This window comes from Anabaena lutea FACHB-196, from assembly GCF_014698305.1.
Classification (GTDB): Bacteria; Cyanobacteriota; Cyanobacteriia; order Cyanobacteriales; family Nostocaceae; genus Anabaena; species Anabaena lutea.
The window spans coordinates 80,617-105,999 of sequence record NZ_JACJST010000007.1; the positions used below are offsets into that span (position 1 = coordinate 80,617).

Consider the following 25,383-nt stretch of genomic DNA (forward strand, 5'->3'; position numbering starts at 1 on the left):
TTTGATAAATTCCATCATTCGAGGATCTAAAATTGGCTATTTAATTTCAACCAATCAGTAATCGATGCCATTGATTCATCATTCTTTCAAAATATAAATGGCTTTTCAGTGGATGTTCTAAAGCTTGCCAAAATGAAACATATCGATCAATCAATTGGGCAATAAGTTGACCAGATGATTTAATATTAGGGTTAACAATTGAGTTAAGATTATGCTTGTGTTGCTGAAATTCAATAAAATCATGAAAAGACTCGTCGGAATCAAAGACTTCCTGAAGTTGTTCTAATGGCATAAATAGAATATCTTTAGAAATTAGGCTAGATTGAGGTTGCAGTTGATTTGGATCAGGATTAAAACGACCTGTTTCTATGCTGATTCCAAAGGGTAGAAATTCTATACCCACTGAAGATTGATCCGTCACCAATACATCTACAAAAGGAAATAAACTACAAATATTTAAGGTTCTAGGTGCAACAACAATATTAGGAATGTCATATGCTAAAGCTGTTTCCTCCATTTCTTTAACAGAGAGAAGACAACTCTCATACATTGCTTCTAACCCTGTTGGATAAGCTTGACCTGGATTCACATAAATATGATTCTTAATAATCACGTTACAGCGAAGATTTTTAAATAAGGGTAAAAGTTTTTCCCATTCTCTTGTGTGTCCCCAAGTCGGTGCATATAAAAGTGTGTATTTATAGGGTAAGTTAGATAATTTTTGAGCTAGTTTGCTATCTTTCTCAGAAAATTCCATTTTGTCGTATTTTGGCCAGCCTCCCTGTAAAATTAATCTTGTAGGTTTTTGAAAAGGCTGTGCATAAGTTAAGCCTAATATTTTTTGAGCATGATGAAAATGAAAATCTCCCGGAACGAAGATAATATTAAATTCTCTTAATCGGTTTTTTTCAATTTCATAAGCATCTATATCTCCTAAATCGTGATGTAAGTAAAACAAATATTTGTAACCGTCTACAGATTTTATAATCTGTGGATGATGCTGAGTATGGTCAAGTAAAATAGCAGCTTTTGCACCTGTTGGTTGTTGATCAGGTCCAATCAACCAACGACAATCAAAGTGTTGACTCATTGCTTCAAAAACAGACAGTCCTGCTTGTGCTTGTAAATCATGATAAGCAATGAAATCAACTCGCATTGGCTGACTGACAAAACAAAATCTAGCAGTAGATGAAACTCTTTGTAAAAGATTAGTTGTGGAAATATTTTTTGTATAAGGAACTAGCTTGAGACGACCTTGTTTGCGAATTTCTCCATACCATTTTTCTATATTTTCTGCATCTACATCATCTCCATGACAAACGTAGTCAATATTTAAGTTGTCTAAATAATCTAAATTAACATTTAAGGGAGCATTAGGAATAACTTCATCAACATAGCGACAACTTTCAACCACAGCAATTCTTTCAGCCATACTCATAATTGGTTGGCGTTTATATCCAGCAACAGTTTCATCAGAGTGGATACCTACCACTAATTCATTCCCTAAAGATTTCGCTTGTTTGAGAAAGTTGACATGACCTGCATGGAACAAATCAGCTACCATATCAACATAAATTCGGATTGATTTTGTATTATTCATAACATAATAAACTTTTTGGTCAAAAACAATAATTTTCTAATTGTAGTAATTCAATCAATTTTAATAAAGACATTAAATCGATCTGGATTATAAAAACCCTCTGTAATTTCAGCAGAATAAAAGTCTTTAGGATTAAATAAAAGATGTTCTGAACGATGAGAGCGAATTGGTAAATCTCCTATAAAAATAGATGTTTTGGAAACTCTTTTCATTTCCTGAATTGCTGTTTTAGCATATTCCAAATTTGGAAAATATTGAAATACACTATAAGCAAATGCTTTGTCAAAAGAATGATCGTTGAAAATTAAATTATTGGCTGAACCATGTATAACTGAATTTCCAAGTAATTGGATGTGTTTTTTTACTAGAGATTGAGAATAATCTATTCCTATATAACCACAATCTAAATATTGAGCAATCATTCCAGCACCGCAACCGACTTCTATAATTTTATCTGTAGACTTAATATCTAGAATTTTAGTTATTTGACTTGCAACAAATTTAGCATCAATTGTTGTATCTTCATATCCATCTAGTTCTTTTAAGTCATTAGTTTTTAAACGTCCTTTTCTTTCCCAAATTTCCTGCCAATCTAAAGACATAAATAAATTTACCTTTTTGTTTCTTGAAAAAAAATCTCTTTAAAACACTGGATAAGATTCACAATATCATCTTCTTGAATATTACCCATATTAGCTATTCTAAATATAGTTTTTTCTAATCCTCCTTGCCCGGCATAAATTATAAATCCTGACTGTTTTAAGTAATCATGAATTTGTTCATAACTATAACTTAAGGATAATTTATAAGATTTTAAAACACAGGAATAATTAACAGGATTTAATAAAGTCTCAATTCCCATAGATTGTAATCCATTTTGAATCATTTGAGAACGGTTTTGATACAAATTGTGTCTGCTTTTCCATCCTCCGTCGTCTTCCAATTCTTTTAAAGCTTCTCGTAAAGCATAGCTAACTTGAACAGATTGAGTAAAAGGAGAATAACCTTCTAGTTGTTGTTTGTGATAGCTATAAAGATCAAGATATAGACTAGAAGCGGCCGTTGAACGAAACTCAAATACAGATTTTTTAACTAGTACAAATGACAATCCTGGTACGCCATGTAAACATTTATTAGCAGTTGCAGCACAAGCTTCTAAATTCCAATCAGAGAATTTTATGGTTTCTGCTCCAAAACTAGAGACACAATCTAGTAATAAAGCAATATTTAGACTGCGGCAAATTTCTCCTAATTTGGCCACATCATTTAATCTTCCTGTTGTGGTTTCATGGTGAACAGCGACAACATGAGTAAAGCTAGAATCTTGGGTTAGATATTGCTCCACTGCTTGCAAATTCATCGGTTCTTCCCACGGGGAGGTGACTACCGTTAAGTTTTTGTCATGGATTTTAACCATTTTTGCCATTCGCTCACCATAAACCCCATTGGTAACAATCAAAGCTTTTCCCGATTTTGGGATCAGGCTTGATAGCATAGCTTCTACCGCACAAGTACCTGAACCTGTCAGCACAATGGCTTCATAGTTGGCGATCGCTTCTGGATAAACACTAACTAAACGAGTTTTGATGTCTAACATCAATTGAGCAAATTCTGGTTCTCGATGGCACAAGTCTTCTTTGAGTAAAGATTCGCGCACTCTGTCACTGAGAGTAACAGGCCCAGGATTAAGTAAAATGTTGCGTTGGTTTATTTTCATTGTGTTTGCAAAAACTGTCGTAACCGTTGAGCAACTTCTGGTGGTGTAATTTGTGGTCGAGGTATTTTTTCGGGGATACCGGATTTGATTTTAATGTGTAAAAAAGTTAGTTCTTCTGAAGATGATTTTAAATAATTTTCTAGTTCATCTGGAGTATTTATACAAGCAACTTTCTCATAACCACAAGCCGAGGCGATCGCACTAAAATCAATGGAATGAGAAACAGTAGCTTGACCTCCAGTAGATTCATGGCATTGATTATCTAACAAAATATGCATAAGATTTGCTGGACGTTCATAACCAATAGTAGCCAATGCTCCTAAACGCATTATTGCTGCTCCATCTCCATCCAAAACAATCACACGCTGTTGGGGTTTACTAATGGCTATTCCCAATCCCAAACTAGAAACACAACCCATTGAACCGACCATATAAAATTGATTCTGGTTATCTTCAATAGCATATAGTTCTCGACCACAATAGCCTGTTGTTGCTAATAAAATATCATTATTTTGAATAGTAGTTTGAATTGTTTTCAGCATTTCATGCCGACTAAAACTAGATTCAGGTTTTAAATTTGCTGAAGTTGCTGTTAATAAATAAGACTTAACTTGGAGATTAGAATTCAGAGAACAAGATTCTACTGAACCTTTTTTCATTACTAAAGCATAAGGTGTTTTATCATTTCTCATTATTTGAACTGCACGCTCTAGAGTAGGCTGAATTTCATCAACCTCTGTGGGAAAATATTCCCAAGGGATTTGCATCAATTCTAGTAATTGTGGGGTAATTTGTCCCATAAGCTGGTGTTGTGGTTCATCCTTTGCACCATCTGGTTGACCACGCCAAGTGACAATAATCAAAATAGGAATTTTAAAAATTTGATTGAGAGATGTTAAGGGGTTAACCGCATTGCCTAAGCCAGAATTTTGAAACATGACAATACTAGGAACTCCGGCTAATTCTGCACCAGATGCGATCGCTACTGCATCTCCTTCATTTGCAGCACCCACATAGCGTAAAGAAGGGGAATCAATCACATAGTTAATGAAAGAAGTCAGATAGGAACAAGGAACGCCAGTATATAACCCAAATCCTAAACTCTGTGTAGCTTGAATAAAACTCTTAGCAGGTATCATTAAAAACCTCCTGCTCTAATTATGTCTTGAATTTCATCTACATCTAACCAATTTCCTGTAATATAAATCACCTGGACAGCATAGCCGAGATTTATTAATTCATTGATTAATGTTGGCATTCTTCCTTGTTGCTGCACATCATCTTCAACTAATAAACCTTTGAGAGTATGGCGAAAAACATCTTGTAAATTACTTGAAACTTTTAATAATCCAGTCCATATTCCACAAATTTGCGGTAGTAAAAGTTGATTGTCAATTTTTTGTAAATAGACATCTGTGTAGAACGCTTTTTGGGAATTCGGTAATGAGCAATTGACATAATCTGGTCTGACAGAATTTAAACTAGCCTTTGCATCAGCATCAACAACAATCGCAAAATCTTGTTCAGTATCTAGTAAAAGTTGCAATATATATTTTTTGAATAGCACATCCCCATAACCGATGATCAAATCTTGTTTTTCCAAAGATATTCCTTGTAGTCCTAAATAGAGAGACATAAGTTCTCCCGTACAATCATAATTGTCATTATCAACGTAATTCAGATTCGGCAAATTGATAGCTTCTTTTTTATATCCTCGAACTACAGTAATATCTTTTATGCCTATTGTGCGGTAATGATTAACAACTTGAGACAATAAAGGTTCACCCTTTAATTCCAGCATACATTTGGGCTTATCTGCGGTAAGTTCTCCAAATTCTACGCCTCTTGATGCAGCTAAGAGCAAAGCTGTAATGTCTTTTTTATTCTGGGGTAAATAACGCTTCTCAGCTTCTTGTAGTTCTAATGCTCCTTGTAATCTAAAAACTTCTGAAACTGGAATAATCTCTTCTTCAATATTTAGCAAGCTTTCTTCAGTCAAAATTGTTTTTGCCGCTTGTTGCATTGCGGTTATAGCTGCTCTGCAAATTTGATTAGCCCAGATGACAATTGAAAATTGATAATCTCGAAAAACTTGAGTAGGAGTAGTGTAGTATTTAGTCGGAATAATAACAACCGGACAGCGATCACCCCACTCTTGCTTAAATGCTAAAATTTCATCAGAGACTCTCAAAGAACTATGAATTATAATACCATCAGCCCCAGCTTGGTGATAGGCTTCTGCTCGTTTGAGAGCTTCTGGTAAACCCCAACCAGCAATAAAAGCTTCAATTCTGGCAATTACTACAAAATCTTCATCAGACTGAGCATCTTTAGCTGCTTTAATTTTTCCACAGAATTCTCCTATATCTGCTAAAGGTTGAGTTGCTCCATTAATAAAACTATTCGTTTTCGGAAATACTTTATCTTCTATGCAAACCCCAGCAATTCCTCTTTGTTCTAATTTCTTGACTAAACGACGAACATTATTAAAATTACCATAACCTGTATCCCCATCCAACAGAATTGGTATTGATGTAGCGTCGCACATAAATTCAAGCACTTCTAGTACTTGTGTCCAACTTGCTTCATTATTATCTCGAACTCCCATTGCTGAGGATATAGAAAGACCACTAGCCCAAATTCCTTTAAATCCTGCTTCCTCTACAATTTTAGCACTTAAGCCATTATGAGCTTCCATTAAAAACTCAAGATATTGTGAGTTTAGAAGTTGTCTCAATTGCTTTGTTTTTCTCACCATATCTAATTACAAGTTTTCAATAATTATTAATTTGTGTATCGGTCTGATATTTTCTGGGTAGTTTTCTGATCGGCTCTGCTCTTTTGTAATATCTTCGAGAATAAAATCTACAGAGTTTGCCAACTACATCCAAGTTATTAACTACTTCTTAACTTTGAGAATAAATCTTTTACAAAACTTAAAACTCAGGAAGTTGATTGACTGGAAAAGTCATCTCATCAAACAACAGAGCCTAGTTTAATCTAGTGAGGATAATTTTACTAGCTCGTCTAATTAGACAACATCAATTAATTTTTTGAGGCTATTAGTCTAGGGATCGCTCTGACTCTCCCCCTCCCTTTTCTTCATATTCCCCAAAACAACCTTATAATCCTGCCTATCAGGATGCTGTTGCACCAACTTCTCCATTAAAGCGATCGCACCCTTGGTATCTTTCATTTCTAGCCGCAGTAAAGACAGTTTTTCCAGCGCCAATTGGTTGTTTGGTTCTCGCTGCAAAACCAACTCATATCCCTTAGCCTTTTGTTGCAATTCACTGTCAACAGACTGAATAACAGGTTGCTGAGATTGCTGAGGCTTCTCCCAAGATTGTTTTAGAGTATTAACTGCTCCAAATAAAATTGAACCACCAAAAGACAAGATAGAAATATATGTTACGATTCTTTGCTTTCGCTCCAGCTGCTTACGACGCTTAACTAAGTAATCATCTCCAGAAATTGCCATGTTTCAAAAATTGCTGCGGTAAATACTTAAAAAACAGCAATCCTCCTCTTCTATTTATGAGATTACCCACAACCTCACAGAAACTATCACCCAATGCCCGGAGTTGAGTTAATTCTCTGCACCAAGCTGAAAATTTCCTAAATAGTTGCTTAACGCTGGAGTTTTCCCTTGATGGATTTACACATTTGGAATGCTCGCAAACGTCTAGACTCGGCTTTGGCAATGACTCCTAGGCATAGTTAACAGTTCTTGGTGGTGATTACCGTACAAAACATCATTTTCTAGCAATTTACTAGGGTGAGTTGTGATATACTCAAGAAGTTGAGACTAGCTTTGCCAAAATATAGCGCTCTACGCACAAGTAACAATGGCAAAACGGAAAGCAGTTTTGATTAAGCATTTACCCAAATAAAATCTGAACTACATCGAGGTTATGACTCAGCAAGTAATTCACCCTATGGTGAAATTGCAGCGTAACGTGCAATCACTCGTAGAATCCAATATCATTAAGCCCACCGATAGCATTTGGAAAATTGCTTTACTATACGGCAATGACTGGCAGCACTGGAAACAGGAACTGCAAGACTTCGGCTTTAGCATGCAAGATCCAATTGGTGACCTACTGGCGGTAGAAACTTGGGATGAAGAATAGGTATGGGGTAAGGGGGACAGTGATCACTGATAACTGCCCCCCACCCATCACTGACAAATAAGCAATGCCTGAGCCAGTTCCTTAGCAGTTTGGTAGCGATCGCGTGGCAAAGGTTCCGTAACGCGCTCGATAACTTCTCGGAGTTGAGGAGTAATGGTAGGCACGCTTTTAACATCAAAGCCAAACGCTCGTCCCTTTTGACGGAAAAACTTCAAAGGATTTTCGCCAGTGAGCAAAAAAATCAGCGTAGGTCCGATGGCATACAAATCTGATTGTGTCAAGGGTTGTCCGCGTTCCTGCTCAGGAGCGCAGTAACCTTCTGCACCAATCCTTGTTCCTGGTGCGGTTCCAGTTTCTTTTACTGCTCCAAAATCCAACACCACCACGCGATTGTTAGAACTTCGCACCATTAAATTTGCGGGTTTAATATCACGATGAATAAGTGGTTGCTCTTGGTTATGAAGATATTCTAAGATCTCACAGGTTTGAATCATCCAAGCGATCGCTTGATTTGGTGTCACCGGACCATTAGTATATATACGTTTTTCTAAATCTTGTCCATGAATTAATTCCATCGCCAAGTATTTTTTGCCACCTTCCACAAAAAAGTCGTAATACTTAGGAATTCCCGGATAGTTAAGATGTTTAAGAGTGTTAGCTTCCCGTGTAAATAACTCTTGGGCTTTAGCAATTTTAGCCATATCAGCATTCATCTGCTTTAAAACTAACAATTGCGGTACACCTGTACTCAAACCAATAGCATCCCAAGCTAAATAAGTAGTACCCATACCTCCTTGTCCTAGAGTACGTAACACCTGGTAGTGACGAATTATCTGTTGTACAGAAAGAGGTTCACCGCAGTGAACGCAAAACAGATTATTTGGGGAATTTCCTTCGTGGGTGCATCGAGAACTATTGAAAGCAGCAGTGACATTCTGATTTTGATACCCAGGTAAAGCATCCGGTTCGGGAATTTCCTGAAGTTGGAATTTGAGGATAGGCCCCCCCTGCGCCAATTGCAACAGAGAATTATTGGGCAGTGTACATTTGTTGACAAGAGTACCATTGAGGAAAGTCCCATTTGTCCCTTGACTAATTACCTGCCAAGCATCACCCTTCTTCCCAGCACTCACTTGCTTCAGTTCCAGATGATATCGAGAAACTAGACTATCATTTAAAACAACGTGATTATCCACCGCCCGACCAATACGAATCACGGTGGAATTCTCAAAGCACCACTGCTGAAGCGGCGTTTTTTGTTGCCTGTCTAACAGGGTTAGAGTAACCACATTGACACTCCCCGGTCTATTGAAAACTTTGCTGATTGGGACAAACTTTTACCCGAATAAGTATAGCCGTAATGTTGTCATGGCCATTGTATTCGTTTGCCAAATCAATTAAGTCGCTCAGACCCAGTTCTAGGTTAATGCCCGAACTAAGCAGCGGTTCTAAATAAGTTTGGTAGTTGCTCTCTAGTAAATCATTATCCGATAGACCGTCCGAAGCTAACAGTAGGAGAGTATCTTCATGGATCTCAAAAAACTCCACATCAGGATGGAGCAAATTTTCGTCCCGTGGTCCCAAGGCTTGGGTGAGTTGGTAGGCATCTGGACGGGCATAAGCTATACTGGGTTCTACACCTTTGCTAATTTCCCTTTGACCAACTTCGTGATCTACCGTGACTTGTACTAATCCTCCCTTGCGAGTCAGACGATAGAGACGACTATCTCCCACATGAGCGACGACTGCCCTAGTATTCTGCATTAACAACATTACCAGGGTAGTACCCATGCGCCCAACACCAGAACGAGAATCTTGTTGATTAAGATCGTAAATTTTCTGATTAGCTAAATAAACGGCTTGACGGATAGTTTCTACCGTTGGTAATTCTGGAGAAACCCAGTTTTCTTGAAAGTATTTTTGCACAGTCTTCACTGCTAACTCACTGGCTACTTCTCCCCCAGCGTGTCCCCCCATTCCATCACAGAGAATATACAAACCTCGTGCTTGCAAAGTGCGACTTCTGGGTAATTCCACCTTTTGCAAGTTGGTTTCAATGCCAAAGTAGTCTTCGTTATGATTACGTTGACGACCTACATCAGTGCGTCCTGTATCTTCTACACTTTTTAACTGCATTGACAGTAGAATTGTCGGTGCATCTTCATTTCTATCATTGATTTCCTCTGCATCAGCATCATGATCATCATCTGGGAACATAGTGGGTGCAGTGGTATATTGTGCCTCTAGGTTGCTAAAATCTGGGTTTTGGGGTGATTCTAGTTCTGTGGCTATCTCTTCCAAACGCGATCGCAATTGTGCCAAAGTTTCAATCTTACCGACTTCTAAATCCTCCAACATATGCACAACCGAGCCAATATGAGTGCGTTGGGATTTTCTACATAAAGTTTCCCAAACCCTTCCCAACGCCTTGATATTTACAGGCTGTGCTGTATTTGGTAAATTACCAGTAGACTCTTCCACATACAAACTTTGTAATCCCAATCTTTGGTCTTCATCCAATCGCAAATTCGATAACTCCAACAAACTTTGGCGACAATTCACTGGTTCGAGTACCCCCCAAAGTTGAACCATCTCATAGCACCAGTGTAATATTTGTAACGGTTGCGTTGTGTCATCTTGCCACAAATCCAGTAAAAGCTGCCAATGGGAACGGTCTTCAAGGAGTAGCACCTGTATATTATCTTGCTCCCACCCATCGTGAATTAGTGGTATCCCTGCTGGAATCTCCCTTTGTAATGCAATATAAGCTTGAGCAAAACTAGGTATTCCACTTACATCCACAGATGACATCATCAACCCCTTTGGTTCATGTTCGAGCATAGCCCCAATAGGTGATATTTGATAAGGTCGGCAATCTAAAACCCTGACCTTGACTTCCACATTCGTCGCCATTACTTGAAAATCTGGTAGTGGCTCCAACAATTGATAACGCTGCTGTGGGTCTAAAAACGAGCCTACCGCCAATTTTGAGAGCGAAGAATTACTCACCCCATCTTCTGAAATTGCAACAGGTATCTTCTGAGTAATTATTGCCCACCAAATTGTGCCACATTCTGCACCGCAGTTGGGACAGTTTGGTGTACTTAAAGCTACTTGAGTACTGCATTGAGGGCAGTCCTTGTGAATTAAGGAAGTACCGCATTTTTGACAAAATTTATTGTCATTAGGGTTTTCAAATTGACAGTGAGGGCAAATCAGCATAGTGGAAGTTCCTCGATTTTCCTTCTAAGGTGCTTCTAGCCACTAGATCCAAAGTGCCACAATTAGCTGACCCTGACTACAGTATATGTATAAGAGATTGTGGATTCACCAGGGAATATTGGTGGCAGGATATAATTGTAAACTACCTACAATGACAGCAAGGAGCTAAGGTGTAGGCTTTTAGTAGCCCTGAACTATCTGTATTGAGACTACGACACAAACAATTCGTTCCGCTAGGCTGGTTTACTTTAGCAGCCACAATAATAGCAATCCATCTTTTTGCCCTGTTTAAATCAGCATCTCCACTCCGTCTTCCTGCGCTAAATGAATCTTACGTTAGATGATACAAACAGACAGCTAACTTAAGGTGTATTTCGCCGACACAGATTTTTTCAGGATTTTGATGTCCGCAGGAGTTAGTTCGCGCCATTCACCTAGTTCTAAACCATTGAGTTGTAAGTGAGCAATACTGACCCTGATTAATCGTAAAGTCGGAAACCCTACCGCCGCAGTCATGCGCCGCACCTGGCGGTTTTTGCCTTCTGTGAGAGTCATTTCTAGCCAAGCGGTGGGGATATTTTTTCTAAATCTAATCGGGGGGTGGCGTTCGCTAACAGTAGGTTCTTCAAATAGTAGCCTGACTTCGGCAGGACGAGTCCGATAATCTTGAATTTCCACCCCTGTGCATAACTTATTGATAGCCTCTGCATCAGGAATATGTTCTACCTGTACCCAGTAAGTGCGTTTATGACCAAACCGGGGATTAGAAAGACGATGCTGTAATAGTCCATCACTGGTTAACAACAGTAAACCTTCACTGTCCCAGTCCAAACGCCCCACCGGATAAACATCAGGAACCTGAATATAGTCTTTCAGGGTGCTGTGTTTAGGAGATTCCTGGGTAAATTGACTCAGAACTCCATAGGGTTTATGAAAAATAATATATCTATGGTCACTAGTCATCCGATTTTGGATTTTGGATTTTGGATTTTGGATTTTGGATTGATTCCACGGATAAATCTGGAGGCTTGTACCATGAAGGAATTATTGGTCATCAATGACGAATTATTTATTATGCCAATTTCTGAACAGGACTTACGCAATAACTTTCTCAAACCTTTCTTCCTTTGCGTCCTTTGCGGTTTGTTTATTCATGATTTTGCATAAGTCCTGCTGAAATAGGTCGCTTGTGATTGTAGTGTATGATGCTAATAACACTGCACAAAATCATTTAAAACCTGCTTGGGAAAGATTTCAAAAGGTAAGCTTCCATCAGTATCCGCTTAGATAAGGTAGCGTTTAATGAATAATCTCATAACTAAACGGGTTATTTGGATCAAATTAGCTTGCAGGGTTTTTAGTATAGGTTTATTACCTGCACTAACAGCGTATCCTGTATTAGGTGCAGAGCGATTAAACCTTTCTTTCGGCATTTTAGAGGAATCTATACCCATTAATTCACTGGAAAAATATGCTGAAACAGGAAAAATTGATGATGATTTAGCTGTATATGCTCAGTATGCCGACAAAAAACAACTAACTCAACTACGGAAAGTTTTAGTAACTCCTATTCCTTTGAATATAGTCAACGTTTCGCAATTTCTTTATACCTCGATTGGTGAGAAATTATTAGAAAAATTGGGAGAAATTATTCAAACAGACTCTCGTTTATCAGGGTTCTATGCAATTCGAGCAGCACTTATTTTGGCAGCCGCAGAACCTAATAATTTTACGCTTTTAAATGTATTACGCAAATTTCCTACAAAATCAATTTCAATTAACTTAGACCGGAGTTTGGCGATTGCCGATAAATTACAGAATTTAGTCAATCAAACTCAAAATGCAGTAGCACTTATCAACGCACAATCCCAACTCAAATCAACCACATCTAATTTGAATTCTGGGCTTTTAGCAGATATCAGAAAACCAGGTAACTTGACTTGGCAAAAGCAAACTATCATACTCAATGACCAATCTCGTAACCGCACTTTTCCCGCTGATATCTATCTACCCAATATCTCAAATCCGCGTCCAATCATTGTCATTTCCCACGGACTCGGTTCTGACAGAACAAGTTTTGCTTACTTGGCTGAACATCTAGTTCAATCAGGCTTTGTAGTTGCTGTTCCAGAGCATCCTGGTAGTAATGCAGAACAATTACAAGCTCTATTATCAGGCACAGCACAGACAATAACTAACCCCAGAGAATTGATTGATAGACCATTAGATGTGAAGTATTTGTTAGATGAACTAACTCGTTTATCTGAAAATAACCCAGCATTTAAAGGGCGTTTAAATCTACAACAAATAGGGGTTATAGGACAATCTTTTGGTGGCTACACAGCTTTAGCATTAGCAGGTGCAAAAATTAATTTTGAGCAATTAAACAAAGATTGTCCAGATATAAAAAACACACTAAATGTTTCGCTTTTACTTCAATGCTTGGCTATAAATTTACCCAAGACAGAATATAATTTATTCGATACACGAGTTAAAGCAGTAATTGCAATTAATCCCGTTATTAGCAGTATTATGGGGAAAGCTAGTCTCAGCCAAATTAAAATTCCCATGATGATTGTATCGGGCAATGCTGATACAATTGCTCCGGCTTTACCAGAACAAATCATACCTTTTACATGGTTAACAACATCAAATAAGTATTTAGTCGTTATCAATAATAGTACACACTTTTCTACTATTGCAGAATCACCGAATGCAGTTTTTCCTGTTCCTACAGAGGTAATTGGTTCAAGTCCCGCATTGGCACGTAGCTACGTCAAAGCTTTAAGTCTTCCCTTCTTCCAAACTTATGTCGCTGAACAGCCAAATTACCTGCCCTACTTGAGTGCAGATTACGTTAATACTATTAGTCGGCCACCGCTTCCATTGAGTTTAGTTCAATCTTTGACACTAGAGCAACTTCAAGAAGCATTTAAATAATTCGTAATAGTGCCTCCGGCAGGCTACCGCCAACGTAATTCGTAATTCGTAATTCGTAATTCAAAAGAGCGATGCCTGCGGCGAGCGATCGCACTGTAGTACCATAATATTCAACTAGAATAGATGCAACCGAGTCTTTAACCCAAATCCCCAGTTCTATGACTCTTGCGAAACCTGCTGAATTAAACATTATTCATCTTCCCGACCACACTGAGTTGCCAGAGTCGGACGGAACATTTGTGAAGAACTTTCAAGAACACCCCCAGAGTATTCTGCTCACTGACTCTATTAACAGCGTATTGCAACAACTACATTCTGATGGACAATATGCGATCGGTCAAGATTGCGGTATTTACTGGCGTTTAACAGAACCTCCAGAAAAAGGAGCAGAATCACCAGATTGGTTTTATGTAGCCAATGTACCACCGATGTTAAACGGTAAATTTCGCCGCTCTTATGTATTGTGGCAGGAATATATAGCACCTTTAATAGTTTTAGAATTTGTTTCTGGTGATGGTTCCCAAGAACGAGATAAAACACCCATAACTGGTAAATTTTGGGTATATGAACAAGCAATCAGAGTACCGTTTTATGGCATTTATGAGGTACAAAAAGCCAGTATAGAAGTTTATCACCTGGTTGATGGATATTATCAGCTACTACCAGCTAATGAAAGAGGTCATTATCCTATTTTACCTTTAGGTGTAGAGTTAGGGATTTGGGAAGGACAGTATAATAATATGCAAGCGCCTTGGTTACGTTGGTGGGATATTCAAGGGAATTTATTGTTACATAGTGGTGAGAAGACACAACAGTTAACATCTCAGTTGGAACAGGAACAGCAAAAAGCCGCACGTTTAGCGGAAAGGTTGCGGGAGTTGGGGGTTAACCCGGATGAGGTTTGATTAAAACATCTCCAAAAATTAAATATCCATAACCCTTGTAGAGACGTTCCATGGGTAGGGATTCTCGGCTCTACATTTTTTAGCGGAGATGTCTGTATAAATAGGTAAAATCAACCATTTCCACCAAATCCAAAAATCTTAGCCAAGACCATTGTAATTTTAGAAAATAGGGGTTAAGATATTTTCATGAACCTTAGCCAAGATTTTTGGAAAAAGCAATGTCAAAAATTATATACGATGTCATCCAACGCTTTGAAGTTGAAAATGGCGTTCCTCGCTTGGTTTCAACCAATATTCAGGTAATTGAAGGTGGGGAAGATTTGTTATCTTTAGCTATCAGTATTTTGGCTAAACTCGGTTTTTATGAGAAGTTTGATGAAAATAGAACATCTCAATATATAGGTTATCGACTAAAAAATCCTGGTAAGGGTGCTAAACGCTATCAATTAGTTTTAGCTCAACGTAAGGAAGGATTATGTATTTCAATTCCTAAAGATGTTTTAACAGCAAATATTTTGCATCTAACATATTTCACTGATGATGAATTCACTTATGGTTTGCTGGCTAATCTTTGGATTTTACCAAGTCAAGAAGATAGATTTTACGAATTAATGCAAACTCACTACCCAAATCTTTTAGAACTTGGTCGAACAACTGGTTTTGTGTCACTTAATCAAAGAGATTTTGTGATTTATCATAGTGATCCTGATGAAGACATTAATTTAAATAATTATCATAATTATATTAATTCTCCAGAAGAATTTGATATTAATAAATGGGGAAATAATAGCTGTTATATGGTTATTGATTTATTAGAAGATAAACTTTTTCCTTATACATACCTAATATGTATTAGTGCTAGTGAAGTTTTAGAAGAGTTTATAACTTACTTTGCAAAAATATTAATGGAGAAAAACTAATGTCTGTAAAACCCAAAAGACTGATTAATCCTTGCAAAAATATTAATGGAGAAAAACTAATGTCTATAAAACCCAAAAGACTTGTTAATTCTTACGAAGAAAGAATGCTAGAATTTCTCGAAACCTGCATAGATGAAAATTATAAAATTCATACACAAGTCAGCTTATGCTCATTTTGTGAATTAGGTAGCAGCCTTGATATTAAACTCAGAAACTTCTTCTTTAGCTCCAGCGTAGACTCTCTCATCACAAATAAAGACTATAAACCTTGTTTAGTTGTAGAATTTCAATCTACATATCATGATTCTCATGACGCAAGAGAGCGTGATAATAAAAAATTACATTTACTAAAATTAGCGGGAGTTCCCTTACTTTATTCACGGATTAAAGACTTTGGCTTATTACATCTTTACTCTCAAAACGAAGAAATAATCTTTAATTTATTCACAGGTGAAAAACGAGAGAATGCCAAAGCCTTAATTAGAAACTATTGCGAACCAACTAATTTTGCTAATTTGCGACTTTGCGTGAAAAAAATATCTAAATACATATAAATTTTCGTAGGGGTATATCAAAAGCGCATTAGTATCAACTTAACCTACAAATGGATTATCTATTAGCTTCCACACCCACCCGGAAATCAATTTCCGGGCTAATAGCTAAAGTACGTTAAAACGTACTCTGATTAACTAAAAATCAAAATTTCTTCTATTTCCAGAATAAATAGATCACAAATAGTCGGTTTTAACCGACTTTAGCTTTTAGACAGGAATTTATTCCCTGGCTTGAAGATTATTACCTCCACATCCTCACAATTCATAACGCCCCTCCCCCCATCCAAAACCAAAATGCTACAATCTACACCATGCTAGGGGTGCTTGGGAAAACAAGCTGAGATCAAACCCTTAACACCTGAGTCTGGGTAATACCAGCGGAGGGAAGCTGTTTATTGAGGAATTTCATAATGCGTACAGAATGGGTAGCCAAGCGACGTGGACAAGCTAACGTATCGCAAATGCACTACGCTCGTCAGGGTGTGATCACCGAAGAAATGCAATACGTAGCCAAGCGGGAAAATCTACCTGCTGAACTTATCCGCGAAGAAGTAGCACGGGGAAGGATGATTATCCCTGCTAATATTAATCACACTAACTTAGAACCGATGGCTATTGGTATCGCTTCTAAGTGCAAAGTTAACGCCAATATCGGCGCTTCTCCCAACTCTTCCAACCTGCAAGAAGAAGTAGATAAACTCAATCTGGCGGTAAAATACGGTGCAGATACCGTCATGGACTTGTCCACAGGTGGCGGTAATTTAGATGAAATTCGCACCGCAATTATCAACGCTTCACCCGTTCCCATTGGTACAGTTCCAGTTTACCAAGCTTTAGAAAGCGTTCACGGCACAATTGAAAATCTCACCGCTGACGACTTTCTCCACATCATCGAAAAACACGCCCAACAAGGGGTAGACTATCAAACCATCCACGCGGGAATTTTGATAGAACATCTACCTTTAGTCAGAAACCGCATTACAGGTATTGTTTCTCGTGGTGGCGGAATTTTGGCGCGGTGGATGTTGCATCACCATAAACAAAACCCCCTCTATACCCATTTCAACGACATCATTGAGATTTTTAAAAGATATGATGTTTCTTTCAGTTTAGGCGACTCCCTGCGCCCAGGATGTACCCATGATGCGTCAGATGAAGCCCAGTTAGCGGAACTGAAAACCCTGGGAAATCTCACCCGCAAAGCTTGGGAACATGATGTCCAGGTGATGGTGGAAGGGCCCGGCCACGTTCCTATGGATCAAATTGAGTTCAATGTCCGCAAGCAAATGGAAGAGTGTTCGGAAGCACCTTTCTATGTTCTCGGTCCTTTGGTGACTGATATTGCTCCTGGTTACGACCATATTACCTCAGCGATTGGGGCAGCAATGGCGGGTTGGTATGGGACTGCGATGTTGTGTTATGTGACTCCTAAAGAACATTTAGGTTTACCTAACGCTGAAGATGTGCGGAATGGCTTAATTGCTTATAAAATTGCGGCTCATGCGGCGGATATTGCTAGACATCGCCCTGGTGCTAGAGATAGAGATGATGAACTTTCTAAAGCTCGGTACAATTTCGACTGGAATCGTCAATTTGAGTTGTCTTTAGACCCAGAAAGAGCGAAGGAATATCACGATGAAACTTTACCAGCAGACATCTATAAAACTGCTGAGTTCTGTTCTATGTGTGGACCGAAGTTCTGTCCTATGCAGACTAAGGTTGATGCTGATGCTTTGACTGAATTGGAGAAGTTTTTGGCGAAAGAACCTGTAGTGCAAGGTTAAATACTGAACAACCAGATCCCCGACTTCTTGGAGAAATCGGGGATCTGAAACCTTAGTTTTAGAAATCAAAGTAAATCTAAAAGCCTTATCAAAATCGAGAAGAAAATCATGAAAATTCATCACTTGATATGGAAAGGATGTGCGCTAGTTATTCTGACTGCATTACCTTCTTTTTCAGAAACAAATAATAAGGTCATTTTAGTTCCGGGTGAAAATCTTTTCCCTCTTAAATGTGAGACCATTAAGGGCAGTATTGATGCAAATGATAAGCTTGCTCCGCCGGGAACTCTTCATGATTCTGCGTCAAGATATGATTCATATAGCTTCAAGACTGATCCTGGAAATATTGTCTTTTTTGAACTTACTACTCCCAACTCGGACTATTCTAATTTTATGCCACAACTTACTACACAAATGGTTGATAAGAAAACTGGTGCTATTCTTGCATCAGCAAGCGCTGTTCTACCAAAATCAATTCTTGAAGCTTGGTATTTTAGTCGAAAAGCTACTGAAACTACAAATCGGAATTTATATATTTCTTCTGCTACTTCTGGTGGTAATTATCAATTAAGAATTGCATACGTTAGACCAAGTAGTAATCTTTCCGAATCACAAATAGAAGCGGCTATTGGTATAAATTATCTCGGCTCATCATTTCGGGATTATTTTACTGGTTCTTCTTCGTCTTCGTCTCATCGCGTTGATATAAACGCCTTATGTAAAAATTAATATTTATATCATTCTTCCTTTGCATCTTTGCTCCTTTGCGTCTTTGCGCGAAACACAATTCATAAAATTTCTAATGTGTGTCTGAGTGCTGCATCTACCAAAGACATTTCGGACCAAAAACCAATAACTCTATCAATTTCTGTATCTAAAACAGTTGCTAGATTATCTGTCATAATCACAGAATCAGTAATTAATCCCGTTTGTTTTCCTTCTGGTATTGCTATATTCACAAATACTCTGCTAGGGTGTCCAGCACGGGAAACATTACTGGTAATCATAGCTATAATAGTTTGCGATAAACCAGTACCAATATTGTTAGATTGAACAACTAATGCAGGACGACGTTTAGCAGTTTTTAAGTTTGAGTCTGGGAACAATACCAGCACTACTGAACCACGATTATAAGGCATCGTAAACTTCCATCTCTGGTTGATCCCAATCTTGTGCAAAACATTGTAATCTAGCTCTTAATTTTGCAGCTTGTTCTTCATTAATTCCGCGAGATGACAAATCTACAGAAGTATTTGCATCGAGAAAAGTTACAATTACTCGCGCTGTATTTATGCCTGTTGGCGTTTCGGTTAGCTCAATTTTCCCGTCTTTGTAAATGCCTTCGATTGACTGTAACATTAGTTTAATTTCTGGGTGTAAACTACTTTTAAAACTATGCTTTCGGTGGTAACATAATTATTATATAATATTTTTGATGTTTAGTGTATTTTTTTCTCAAGATGTGATTTTTGATATAATAAAATGACTCGACAATCTCATGATCAATTCGCTAAAGAATATCTAGAGGAATTATTAACACCTCTAGAACAATTAAAAAAAGCGAAAAGGTTAAAAGCGAAATTCAAGAAATTGATGTTTGGTTTGAACCATTTTCTGATCAAATTCAGGAAAATATACCTTTAGGTTTATTAGGGAAGATGGCTAAAACTCAATGTTTATTTGAGCCTTTTCGCAACCCACCATCTGAAATAGAAATTCGCAGTTGTTTACTTAAATTATATGCTGTTCATGGTGATGTAGTTAGGAAAGCGAAACGCGAAAACAGAAATCTCGCTGAATCAGAATTACCGATTTTATGGATTTTAACACCAACTTTTTCAGATCGGATGGTTACCGGATTAGGTGCAGTTGAAATTACACAAGATTGGGTTCAAGGTGTTTATTTTCTGCCGCATATCCTGAAAACAGCAATAGTTGTGATTCATCAGTTACCAGAAAATGAGGATACGTTATGGTTAAGAGTTTTGGGGAAAGGAGGAACGCAAAAAAGAGCAGTAGAGGAGTTAACTGAACTACCTGAAAATAACCCTTTTCGAGAGAACTTGTTAGAAATTTTAGCGGACTGGCGCAAGAATTTAGAATTGAGAGATAATTTAACTAGAGAAGAAGAGGAAGTAATTATGAACTTATCGCCGGCTTATTTACAACAACGGGAAGAGTGGAAGCAAGAAGGAGAACTTTATTTGATAACTTCTCTTCTGGAAGGGCGTTTTGGTAGTTTGGATGCTGAGTTATCTGGTTTGGTGGAAAAGATTGCTAAATTTCCTATTGCTGAACGCACTCATTTACTTCTTTCTTTGGGTAATTTATCCCGTGAGGAGTTGTTACAAAGATTGGGGAATGAAGAAGTTTAGGATATATTGTTTAATGTGTTTTTTTATATAGTCCTCAGATTAGAAATCTGGGGCTATACAGACAAAGCCTACCTGCGTAGCCTAATTTTATGGATAATTTTTATCAGATTAATCTTTAAAATATCTAGCTCGAATTTGTGGATACTCTGATAAAAAGCGTTCAATTTCTAAATGTGACCATCTTTCTATTTCAATAGCGTTTTTTTCCTTTAAATTATCTAGCTTGTCATGTAAAGTAGCGTCAATTACACTACTTGTCATTACACAAAAGCCACCTGCATTATATTCATCCAACATATCCCGAATATTTTCAACTTTTTTGCCAGTGAGGGACTTTCCATTTCGGATTAATTTACACTGTACTATCCATTTTACAGGAGTGTTATCAATATTTGTAGGTTTGTAAAATACAATATCTCTACCACCATCACGGGAGCGAGATTTACCTATTTTATGTATCTCCATTGGATTATGTTTTTCTTTAATAATATCGTAACAAAGTTCTTCAAATTTATCAGCATCAAGTTGATTCCAAGAGCATGATATATCAGCATCAAGTTGATTCCCATGATCTGATATATCAGATGTTAAAAGTTTTGCACCGTCCATTTTCGTATAAGTTAGGTCTACCCCCTGTATATTTGCATATCGTAAATCCGCATTACTTAAATCTGCTCCCTGGAGATTCGCTTTTATTAAATTAGCTTCTTGTAGGTTTACTCCACTTAGATTTGCACCAGTTAAATTTGCACCACGCAAATCAGCAGAATATAAATTTGAATTGCTAAAATCAGTATGAGTTAAATTAAAATTAGCCAATTTTGCATTTTTTAGATAACTATTACTTAAATCAATCCATTCTAACTCGTATTTTGAAAAATGATTTTGTGTTTCAGATAAGCTAACTTGATTTTTCTCTTGTTGATTTATTTGAGCCAAATTTTCTTTATTAATAATTTTCCAAACAATAGCCCATTTATGATCTATTTCTGTTTTTATATCAATTATAGTTCCAGTCAGATTAGCCAAATTCAAATTAGCATTCTCTAAATTAGCACCACTCAGATCAGCATTCTCTAAATTAGCACCACTCAAATTAGCATTCTCTAAATTAGCATCACTCAAATCGGCATCCTTTAAATTAGCATCACTCAAATCAGCTTGATTGAGAAAAGCTTGATTTAATTGAGCATTAGTTAAATCAGCATTTCTAAGGTTAGCATTACTTAAATTAGCTTGATTAAGATTTGCCCGATCTAGATAGGCGTTACTTAAATTAGCATAGCTTAGGTTCACGCCTTCAAGCTCGGCATAACTTAAATCACCATTGCTCAAGTTGAAATGACTCAGATTTTTATGACTAAGATTAACACTTTGTAATTCAGTATTATTCAAGTTAGCACCATTCAAGTTAGCACTATTCAAGTTAGTCGCATTACTCAATTTAGCATCACTCAAATCAGCACCATTCAAGTTAGCACCATTCAAATTAGCATTCCTCAAGTCAGCACCACTCAGATCAGCATTACTCAAGTCAGCATTCCTCAAGTCAGCACCACTCAAATCAGCACCACTAAGATTCAGATTACTAAGGTCTACACCACTTAATTTTGCTTCAATTAATTCCGCATCACTTAGATTGACATCACTTAAAATTGCAACTTCTAACTCTTCGGCATAACCATATTGTGAATTGTAAATACAATCATCTGTATATACACAGTCATATTGAGAACGCTGTGCATTGGCACAACATAAGTTTGCATAACTCAAATCAGCATTACTTAAATCTGAATTCTGAAAATTAGCACCTGCTAAATTAGTGTTGAGTAACTTTGCATGACTAAAATTAACACCACGGAAATTAGCACCACCCAAATCAGAATCGCTCAAATCAGCATTACTTAAATCTGAACCATGAAAATTAACACCTGCTAAATTAGTGTGGCGTAAATTTGCATGACTAAAATTAACACCACTGAAATTAGCACCACTAAAATCAGAACCGCTCAAATCAGCATTACTTAAATCAATATTTTCCAAGTTTAATTCCTGAAAATCTGTATCTCCTTCTTCATAAAGTGCTAGAAGTTTCGCAGCATCCATACTGTCTTATCCTTTTAGGTGGTATAGTTTGTATAGTTTGTTTCTAATTACCTTGATATGCTAACAAATTTATAACGTTAAAAGAGGTTTATTGTGGTTTTTATACATAGGTTTTATATCTTAAACTAGCTTGAATACCATGAGGGATATGATAAATCAGTGTTTGTGCGATTTTTGGGAGTGGGATATCAAGCCCATGTTATGATATTTCCATATATAGGAAAAAGGCTATGACTGCTTTAGTACAAGAACTTCTGAATACATTCGACCGCTTGACAGACTCAGAACGGTTAGATTTGGTATTAGAGATTTTAAAGCGGACAGTTGATTTAGATTTTTCACCCTTATCTGATGAAGATTTAGTCATGAATGCAGAGGGACTTTTTCTTGATTTAGATGAGGAAGAAGCGGAGTATGAGTAGTCCTAAACGCGGTGAAGTTTGGCTAGTAGATTTAGGTTATGTGGCGAAAGTCAGACCATGTTTAGTAATTAGTGTTCCTGCATTAGATCAAGATCGTGCATTAGCGACTCTTGTCCCACACACAACAAGTTCGCGCGGTTCAAGATTTGAGGTACAAGTCAAAACTAATTTCCTGCGGGAAGGAGTATTTGATGTGCAAAATATCATCACAATTCCTCATTCAAAGCTTTTACGCAAATTAGGAAATATAACATCAGAACAAATGGTTGATTTAGAACAGGTGCTGCTTTTTTGGCTGGGATTTAACGAAAAAAATACTCAAGATGATGATGAATAGTCTGTGCAGCAAACTGATAATTTAGTGCTTGTGCGATTTTTGGGAGAGCAGATCGCTTGTAGTGTGAGTTTAGAAGTGCGATAGCGAAGCGCTCCGTAGGAATCGCTGTAAAATAAAGAGATAAAATAGAATCATCCCTATTATTCCGATTAAAACGAGGTACAGATGACTTATTTAGAACTACATCAAAAGATTGAACAACAGATATCCCAACTACCAACAGAACAGCTTGCTTTAGTTAGTGATTTCCTTGACTCTCTTCAGGAAAAAAGCACCGTAAATCAACGTCCCTTACGTCGCATTTCCCCTATCAAGCGAGGTAAAAAAGCAGGTGATTTACTACATTCTGCTGGAACTTGGCATGGTGATGATCTTGAAGATTGTCTGCGTTTAGTTGAAGAAACTCGTTCTCAAACGCAGTTTTAATTTTTGTCACTATGTCTTATTTGCTCGATACTAATCACTGTAGCTACATTATCAATGGTAATCCTCAAGTTACCGATACCTTAAAATCTTGCTCGTCTGTTACAATTGGCGTTAGCATTATTACTTATGCACAACTACTATATATGACAGAAAAATCAGCACTAAAATCTCAAAATTTAGGTGCAGTTCAAGTTTTTTTGTCTGATGTTGATTTGTATTTTATTGATGAAGAAACTGCCACTATTTACAGTAGTCTAAAATCATCGGTTTTTAATTATTTTGCTCCCAAAGACAAAAGCAAACGTCGTAATTTCAGCATTGAAAATTTGGGCTTTAGTGACCATGATCTTTGGATAGCAGCGACAGCTATTCAACACAATCTCACTCTCGTTTCTGCTGATAGCGATTTTAGGCGTATTCATCAAGTACAGCCTTTTTCCCTGGAATCATGGGTATAGATTGACTCTATTTCCGGTTGATCCCAATCTTCCGCAAAACATTGTAACCTAGCTCTTAAATTTGCGGCTTGTTATTCATTAATTCCACGAGATGACAAATCTACAGATTTTCTATTATTTAATAAATTTGATTCCATAATTAATGCTAACTTTAACTGAATTTGTTCCTGTTCTTCTTTTGTGCTTCTGCGGTAAGCTTCGGCAATATTTGATGGAACTTTGATAATTATCTCTTCTATACTATTCATAGTTTGCTTGTCTCTACTCCTTCTATTTTAGAATTATAATCTAATTTTTGAATCACTGCTGATTTTGTAAATTGTTTTTACGCAAACTGCTGTAACACTAGCAAAAGTATTTGTTACCCAACTTGCCAATGTCGGGGGTAACTGTGCATCAATCCAAATCTTAAAGCTGTCAAACGCACAAAATCGGTACGTCGTGCAGCAAACACAAGACAAGCTTGAATATCCTCTGGTTCTAAATCGGGAAAGTCTTCTAAAATTTCGCTAATGCTGACATTTTCCGCTAACATTTCTAAAATGTTACTGACTCTAATTCTCATACCTCGAATACAAGAACGACCCCTACATTGGGATTTTGTGTAATGAGAGTCAATAATTCCTTAATTTAATTAAATATTTGACTATAAAACAATATTTCACCATTATTTTTATAAATTTTGATATTATAAAATTGCTTGAATCTAGGGAACTGACAACTCAAATGCGATCGCAGAGAAACACGAAGGAATACACAGAAATTTCCTCCGCGTCTCCCTCCGTTAAAAAAACTTAATTTACCTCTCGATACCGTTCCTGAAGATCCGTAATTGTAAATAAGGCTGCAAATTTCAACCCAGCAGACTGATATAACTCTGCTCCCCCTTGCAGCCTATCTATCAGGGAAATTACAGTATCCACAGTATAACCCGCTGCTTGCAAACGCTCCACAGCCTTGAGTGCAGACTGTCCAGTCGTCACCACATCTTCCAAAACCACCACATTTGCACCCTCTGGTAAAGTGGGGCCTTCAATATAAGCCATTGTCCCATGACCTTTAGCTTCTTTGCGAATAATCAAAGCTGGTAAAGGGCGATTTTCATAGACAGAAACCACACTCACTGCTGAGACAATAGGATCAGCCCCCAGTGTTAAACCTGCTACGGCTTGTGAATTTTCAGGTAGCATGGATAACAACAACCTGCCCACAGCCACCGCACCTTGTGGATGAAGAGTTACCTGTTTGCCATTAATATAGTAAGAACTACGTTGTCCAGAAGAGAGAACAAAATCACCTTCTTGATAAGCAAGTTGGCAAAATAAATCTAGTAACTTCTGACGCAGAGTCGTTAAATCTGTAGTAGCTGCCCAAATATCTGAATAGGTAGAGGTTTCAGTAGAATAAGTCATTACAAGCTGTTAAAAGTTGTGCTACACCAAAGATTGAACTCATGTGAGTTCTGAAATTAAGCATAAATTAAG

The 25,383-nt window shown here is 37.4% G+C and carries 28 protein-coding genes and 1 riboswitch; of the genes, 12 read left to right on the top strand and 16 right to left on the bottom strand.

What is annotated here, in order from left to right:
* Positions 1–46 precede the first annotated feature (46 nt).
* From H6G59_RS09660 to H6G59_RS09685, 6 genes are all read right to left on the bottom strand, one after another.
* Positions 47–1,600 (bottom strand): adenylyltransferase/cytidyltransferase family protein, encoded by a 1,554-nt coding sequence (locus H6G59_RS09660; RefSeq protein WP_190713826.1) that lies wholly within the window; start codon positions 1,598–1,600, stop codon positions 47–49.
* A 50-nt stretch (positions 1,601–1,650) separates the two neighbouring features.
* Positions 1,651–2,202: a class I SAM-dependent methyltransferase gene (locus H6G59_RS09665; RefSeq protein ID WP_190713828.1), complete on the bottom strand. Its 552-nt coding sequence runs from the start codon at positions 2,200–2,202 to the stop codon at positions 1,651–1,653.
* A gap of 8 nt (positions 2,203–2,210) precedes the next feature.
* A complete protein-coding gene (locus H6G59_RS09670; protein ID WP_190713830.1) occupies positions 2,211–3,317 on the bottom strand; it encodes a 2-aminoethylphosphonate aminotransferase in 1,107 nt (368 codons plus the stop codon).
* A complete protein-coding gene (aepY, locus tag H6G59_RS09675; protein WP_190713836.1) occupies positions 3,314–4,456 on the bottom strand; it encodes a phosphonopyruvate decarboxylase in 1,143 nt (380 codons plus the stop codon). The genes H6G59_RS09670 and aepY overlap by 4 nt, the downstream gene beginning before the upstream one ends.
* Positions 4,456–6,075, bottom strand: a complete 1,620-nt coding sequence (gene aepX / locus H6G59_RS09680; protein ID WP_190713845.1) for a phosphoenolpyruvate mutase — start codon at positions 6,073–6,075, stop codon at positions 4,456–4,458. The genes aepY and aepX overlap by 1 nt, the downstream gene beginning before the upstream one ends.
* Positions 6,076–6,384: 309 nt before the next feature.
* On the bottom strand, positions 6,385–6,798 hold the full coding sequence (locus H6G59_RS09685) for a tetratricopeptide repeat protein (protein ID WP_190713847.1): 414 nt from the start codon (positions 6,796–6,798) through the stop codon (positions 6,385–6,387).
* 433 nt (positions 6,799–7,231) lie between these two features.
* On the opposite strand from H6G59_RS09685, the gene H6G59_RS09690 reads away from it, so the two are divergent.
* Complete coding sequence (locus tag H6G59_RS09690; RefSeq protein WP_016949683.1) at positions 7,232–7,450, top strand: DUF4327 family protein; 219 nt, start codon at positions 7,232–7,234, stop codon at positions 7,448–7,450.
* A 47-nt stretch (positions 7,451–7,497) separates the two neighbouring features.
* Here H6G59_RS09690 and H6G59_RS09695 read toward each other — a convergent pair whose 3' ends face one another.
* From H6G59_RS09695 to H6G59_RS09705, 3 genes are all read right to left on the bottom strand, one after another.
* Positions 7,498–8,739: a protein kinase domain-containing protein gene (locus H6G59_RS09695; protein ID WP_190713849.1), complete on the bottom strand. Its 1,242-nt coding sequence runs from the start codon at positions 8,737–8,739 to the stop codon at positions 7,498–7,500.
* 16 nt (positions 8,740–8,755) lie between these two features.
* Positions 8,756–10,672 carry a serine/threonine phosphatase gene (locus H6G59_RS09700; protein WP_190713851.1) on the bottom strand — a complete coding sequence of 639 codons (1,917 nt, stop codon included), beginning with the start codon at positions 10,670–10,672 and terminating at the stop codon, positions 8,756–8,758.
* Positions 10,673–11,029: 357 nt separating this feature from the next.
* The gene (locus H6G59_RS09705; protein WP_190713853.1) at positions 11,030–11,635 is read right to left on the bottom strand and encodes a pseudouridine synthase; all 606 of its coding nucleotides are present in this window, start codon (positions 11,633–11,635) and stop codon (positions 11,030–11,032) included.
* Between the two features lie 339 nt (positions 11,636–11,974).
* Here H6G59_RS09705 and H6G59_RS09710 point away from each other — a divergent pair, with 339 nt between their 5' ends.
* A complete protein-coding gene (locus H6G59_RS09710; protein ID WP_190713855.1) occupies positions 11,975–13,612 on the top strand; it encodes an alpha/beta hydrolase in 1,638 nt (545 codons plus the stop codon).
* Here the strand turns inward: H6G59_RS09710 and H6G59_RS09715 are convergent.
* Complete coding sequence (locus tag H6G59_RS09715; protein WP_190713857.1) at positions 13,605–13,802, bottom strand: hypothetical protein; 198 nt, start codon at positions 13,800–13,802, stop codon at positions 13,605–13,607. The genes H6G59_RS09710 and H6G59_RS09715 overlap by 8 nt on opposite strands.
* On the opposite strand from H6G59_RS09715, the gene H6G59_RS09720 reads away from it, so the two are divergent.
* The 5 genes from H6G59_RS09720 to H6G59_RS09740 all read left to right on the top strand — a co-directional run bounded on the left by H6G59_RS09720 (position 13,771) and on the right by H6G59_RS09740 (position 18,504).
* Positions 13,771–14,517 carry a Uma2 family endonuclease gene (locus tag H6G59_RS09720; protein ID WP_190713859.1) on the top strand — a complete coding sequence of 249 codons (747 nt, stop codon included), beginning with the start codon at positions 13,771–13,773 and terminating at the stop codon, positions 14,515–14,517. The genes H6G59_RS09715 and H6G59_RS09720 overlap by 32 nt on opposite strands.
* Positions 14,518–14,735: 218 nt before the next feature.
* The gene (locus H6G59_RS09725) at positions 14,736–15,437 is read left to right on the top strand and encodes a hypothetical protein (RefSeq protein WP_190713861.1); all 702 of its coding nucleotides are present in this window, start codon (positions 14,736–14,738) and stop codon (positions 15,435–15,437) included.
* On the top strand, positions 15,437–15,991 hold the full coding sequence (locus H6G59_RS09730; RefSeq protein WP_242038837.1) for a DUF2726 domain-containing protein: 555 nt from the start codon (positions 15,437–15,439) through the stop codon (positions 15,989–15,991). The genes H6G59_RS09725 and H6G59_RS09730 overlap by 1 nt, the downstream gene beginning before the upstream one ends.
* A gap of 306 nt (positions 15,992–16,297) precedes the next feature.
* Positions 16,298–16,394: riboswitch (TPP riboswitch) on the top strand.
* Positions 16,395–16,401: 7 nt separating this feature from the next.
* Positions 16,402–17,775, top strand: a complete 1,374-nt coding sequence (gene thiC / locus H6G59_RS09735) for a phosphomethylpyrimidine synthase (protein ID WP_190713863.1) — start codon at positions 16,402–16,404, stop codon at positions 17,773–17,775.
* A gap of 108 nt (positions 17,776–17,883) precedes the next feature.
* Entirely contained in the window at positions 17,884–18,504 is a 621-nt protein-coding gene (locus tag H6G59_RS09740; protein WP_190713865.1) for a hypothetical protein, read from the top strand.
* A gap of 59 nt (positions 18,505–18,563) precedes the next feature.
* Here H6G59_RS09740 and H6G59_RS09745 read toward each other — a convergent pair whose 3' ends face one another.
* Positions 18,564–18,914 carry a type II toxin-antitoxin system PemK/MazF family toxin gene (locus tag H6G59_RS09745; protein ID WP_190713867.1) on the bottom strand — a complete coding sequence of 117 codons (351 nt, stop codon included), beginning with the start codon at positions 18,912–18,914 and terminating at the stop codon, positions 18,564–18,566.
* Positions 18,904–19,134, bottom strand: a complete 231-nt coding sequence (locus tag H6G59_RS09750; RefSeq protein WP_190713869.1) for a hypothetical protein — start codon at positions 19,132–19,134, stop codon at positions 18,904–18,906. Before H6G59_RS09750 ends, H6G59_RS09745 begins: the two co-directional genes overlap by 11 nt.
* Before the next feature lie 299 nt (positions 19,135–19,433).
* Here H6G59_RS09750 and H6G59_RS09755 point away from each other — a divergent pair, with 299 nt between their 5' ends.
* A complete protein-coding gene (locus tag H6G59_RS09755) occupies positions 19,434–20,150 on the top strand; it encodes a hypothetical protein (protein ID WP_242038838.1) in 717 nt (238 codons plus the stop codon).
* A 108-nt stretch (positions 20,151–20,258) separates the two neighbouring features.
* Here H6G59_RS09755 and H6G59_RS09760 read toward each other — a convergent pair whose 3' ends face one another.
* Positions 20,259–22,256, bottom strand: coding sequence for a pentapeptide repeat-containing protein (locus tag H6G59_RS09760; protein WP_190713870.1), 1,998 nt, complete (start codon positions 22,254–22,256; stop codon positions 20,259–20,261).
* Between the two features lie 230 nt (positions 22,257–22,486).
* On the opposite strand from H6G59_RS09760, the gene H6G59_RS09765 reads away from it, so the two are divergent.
* The 4 genes from H6G59_RS09765 (at position 22,487) to H6G59_RS09780 (ending at position 23,899) form a co-directional block, all read left to right on the top strand.
* Complete coding sequence (locus H6G59_RS09765) at positions 22,487–22,678, top strand: hypothetical protein (protein ID WP_015213583.1); 192 nt, start codon at positions 22,487–22,489, stop codon at positions 22,676–22,678.
* Positions 22,671–23,015 (top strand): type II toxin-antitoxin system PemK/MazF family toxin, encoded by a 345-nt coding sequence (locus tag H6G59_RS09770; protein ID WP_190713872.1) that lies wholly within the window; start codon positions 22,671–22,673, stop codon positions 23,013–23,015. The genes H6G59_RS09765 and H6G59_RS09770 overlap by 8 nt, the downstream gene beginning before the upstream one ends.
* 165 nt (positions 23,016–23,180) lie before the next feature.
* Positions 23,181–23,441 (top strand): hypothetical protein, encoded by a 261-nt coding sequence (locus H6G59_RS09775; RefSeq protein ID WP_190713874.1) that lies wholly within the window; start codon positions 23,181–23,183, stop codon positions 23,439–23,441.
* 11 nt (positions 23,442–23,452) lie between these two features.
* Positions 23,453–23,899, top strand: a complete 447-nt coding sequence (locus H6G59_RS09780) for a type II toxin-antitoxin system VapC family toxin (RefSeq protein WP_190713876.1) — start codon at positions 23,453–23,455, stop codon at positions 23,897–23,899.
* A gap of 71 nt (positions 23,900–23,970) precedes the next feature.
* On the opposite strand, the gene H6G59_RS09785 is transcribed toward H6G59_RS09780, so the two are convergent.
* The 3 genes from H6G59_RS09785 to pyrE form a co-directional block, all read right to left on the bottom strand.
* Entirely contained in the window at positions 23,971–24,147 is a 177-nt protein-coding gene (locus tag H6G59_RS09785) for a hypothetical protein (protein ID WP_190714084.1), read from the bottom strand.
* 113 nt (positions 24,148–24,260) lie between these two features.
* Complete coding sequence (locus H6G59_RS09790; RefSeq protein WP_190713878.1) at positions 24,261–24,464, bottom strand: DUF433 domain-containing protein; 204 nt, start codon at positions 24,462–24,464, stop codon at positions 24,261–24,263.
* A 229-nt stretch (positions 24,465–24,693) separates the two neighbouring features.
* Positions 24,694–25,311 (bottom strand): orotate phosphoribosyltransferase, encoded by a 618-nt coding sequence (gene pyrE / locus H6G59_RS09795; RefSeq protein WP_190713880.1) that lies wholly within the window; start codon positions 25,309–25,311, stop codon positions 24,694–24,696.
* Between the last annotated feature and the right edge of the window lie 72 nt (positions 25,312–25,383).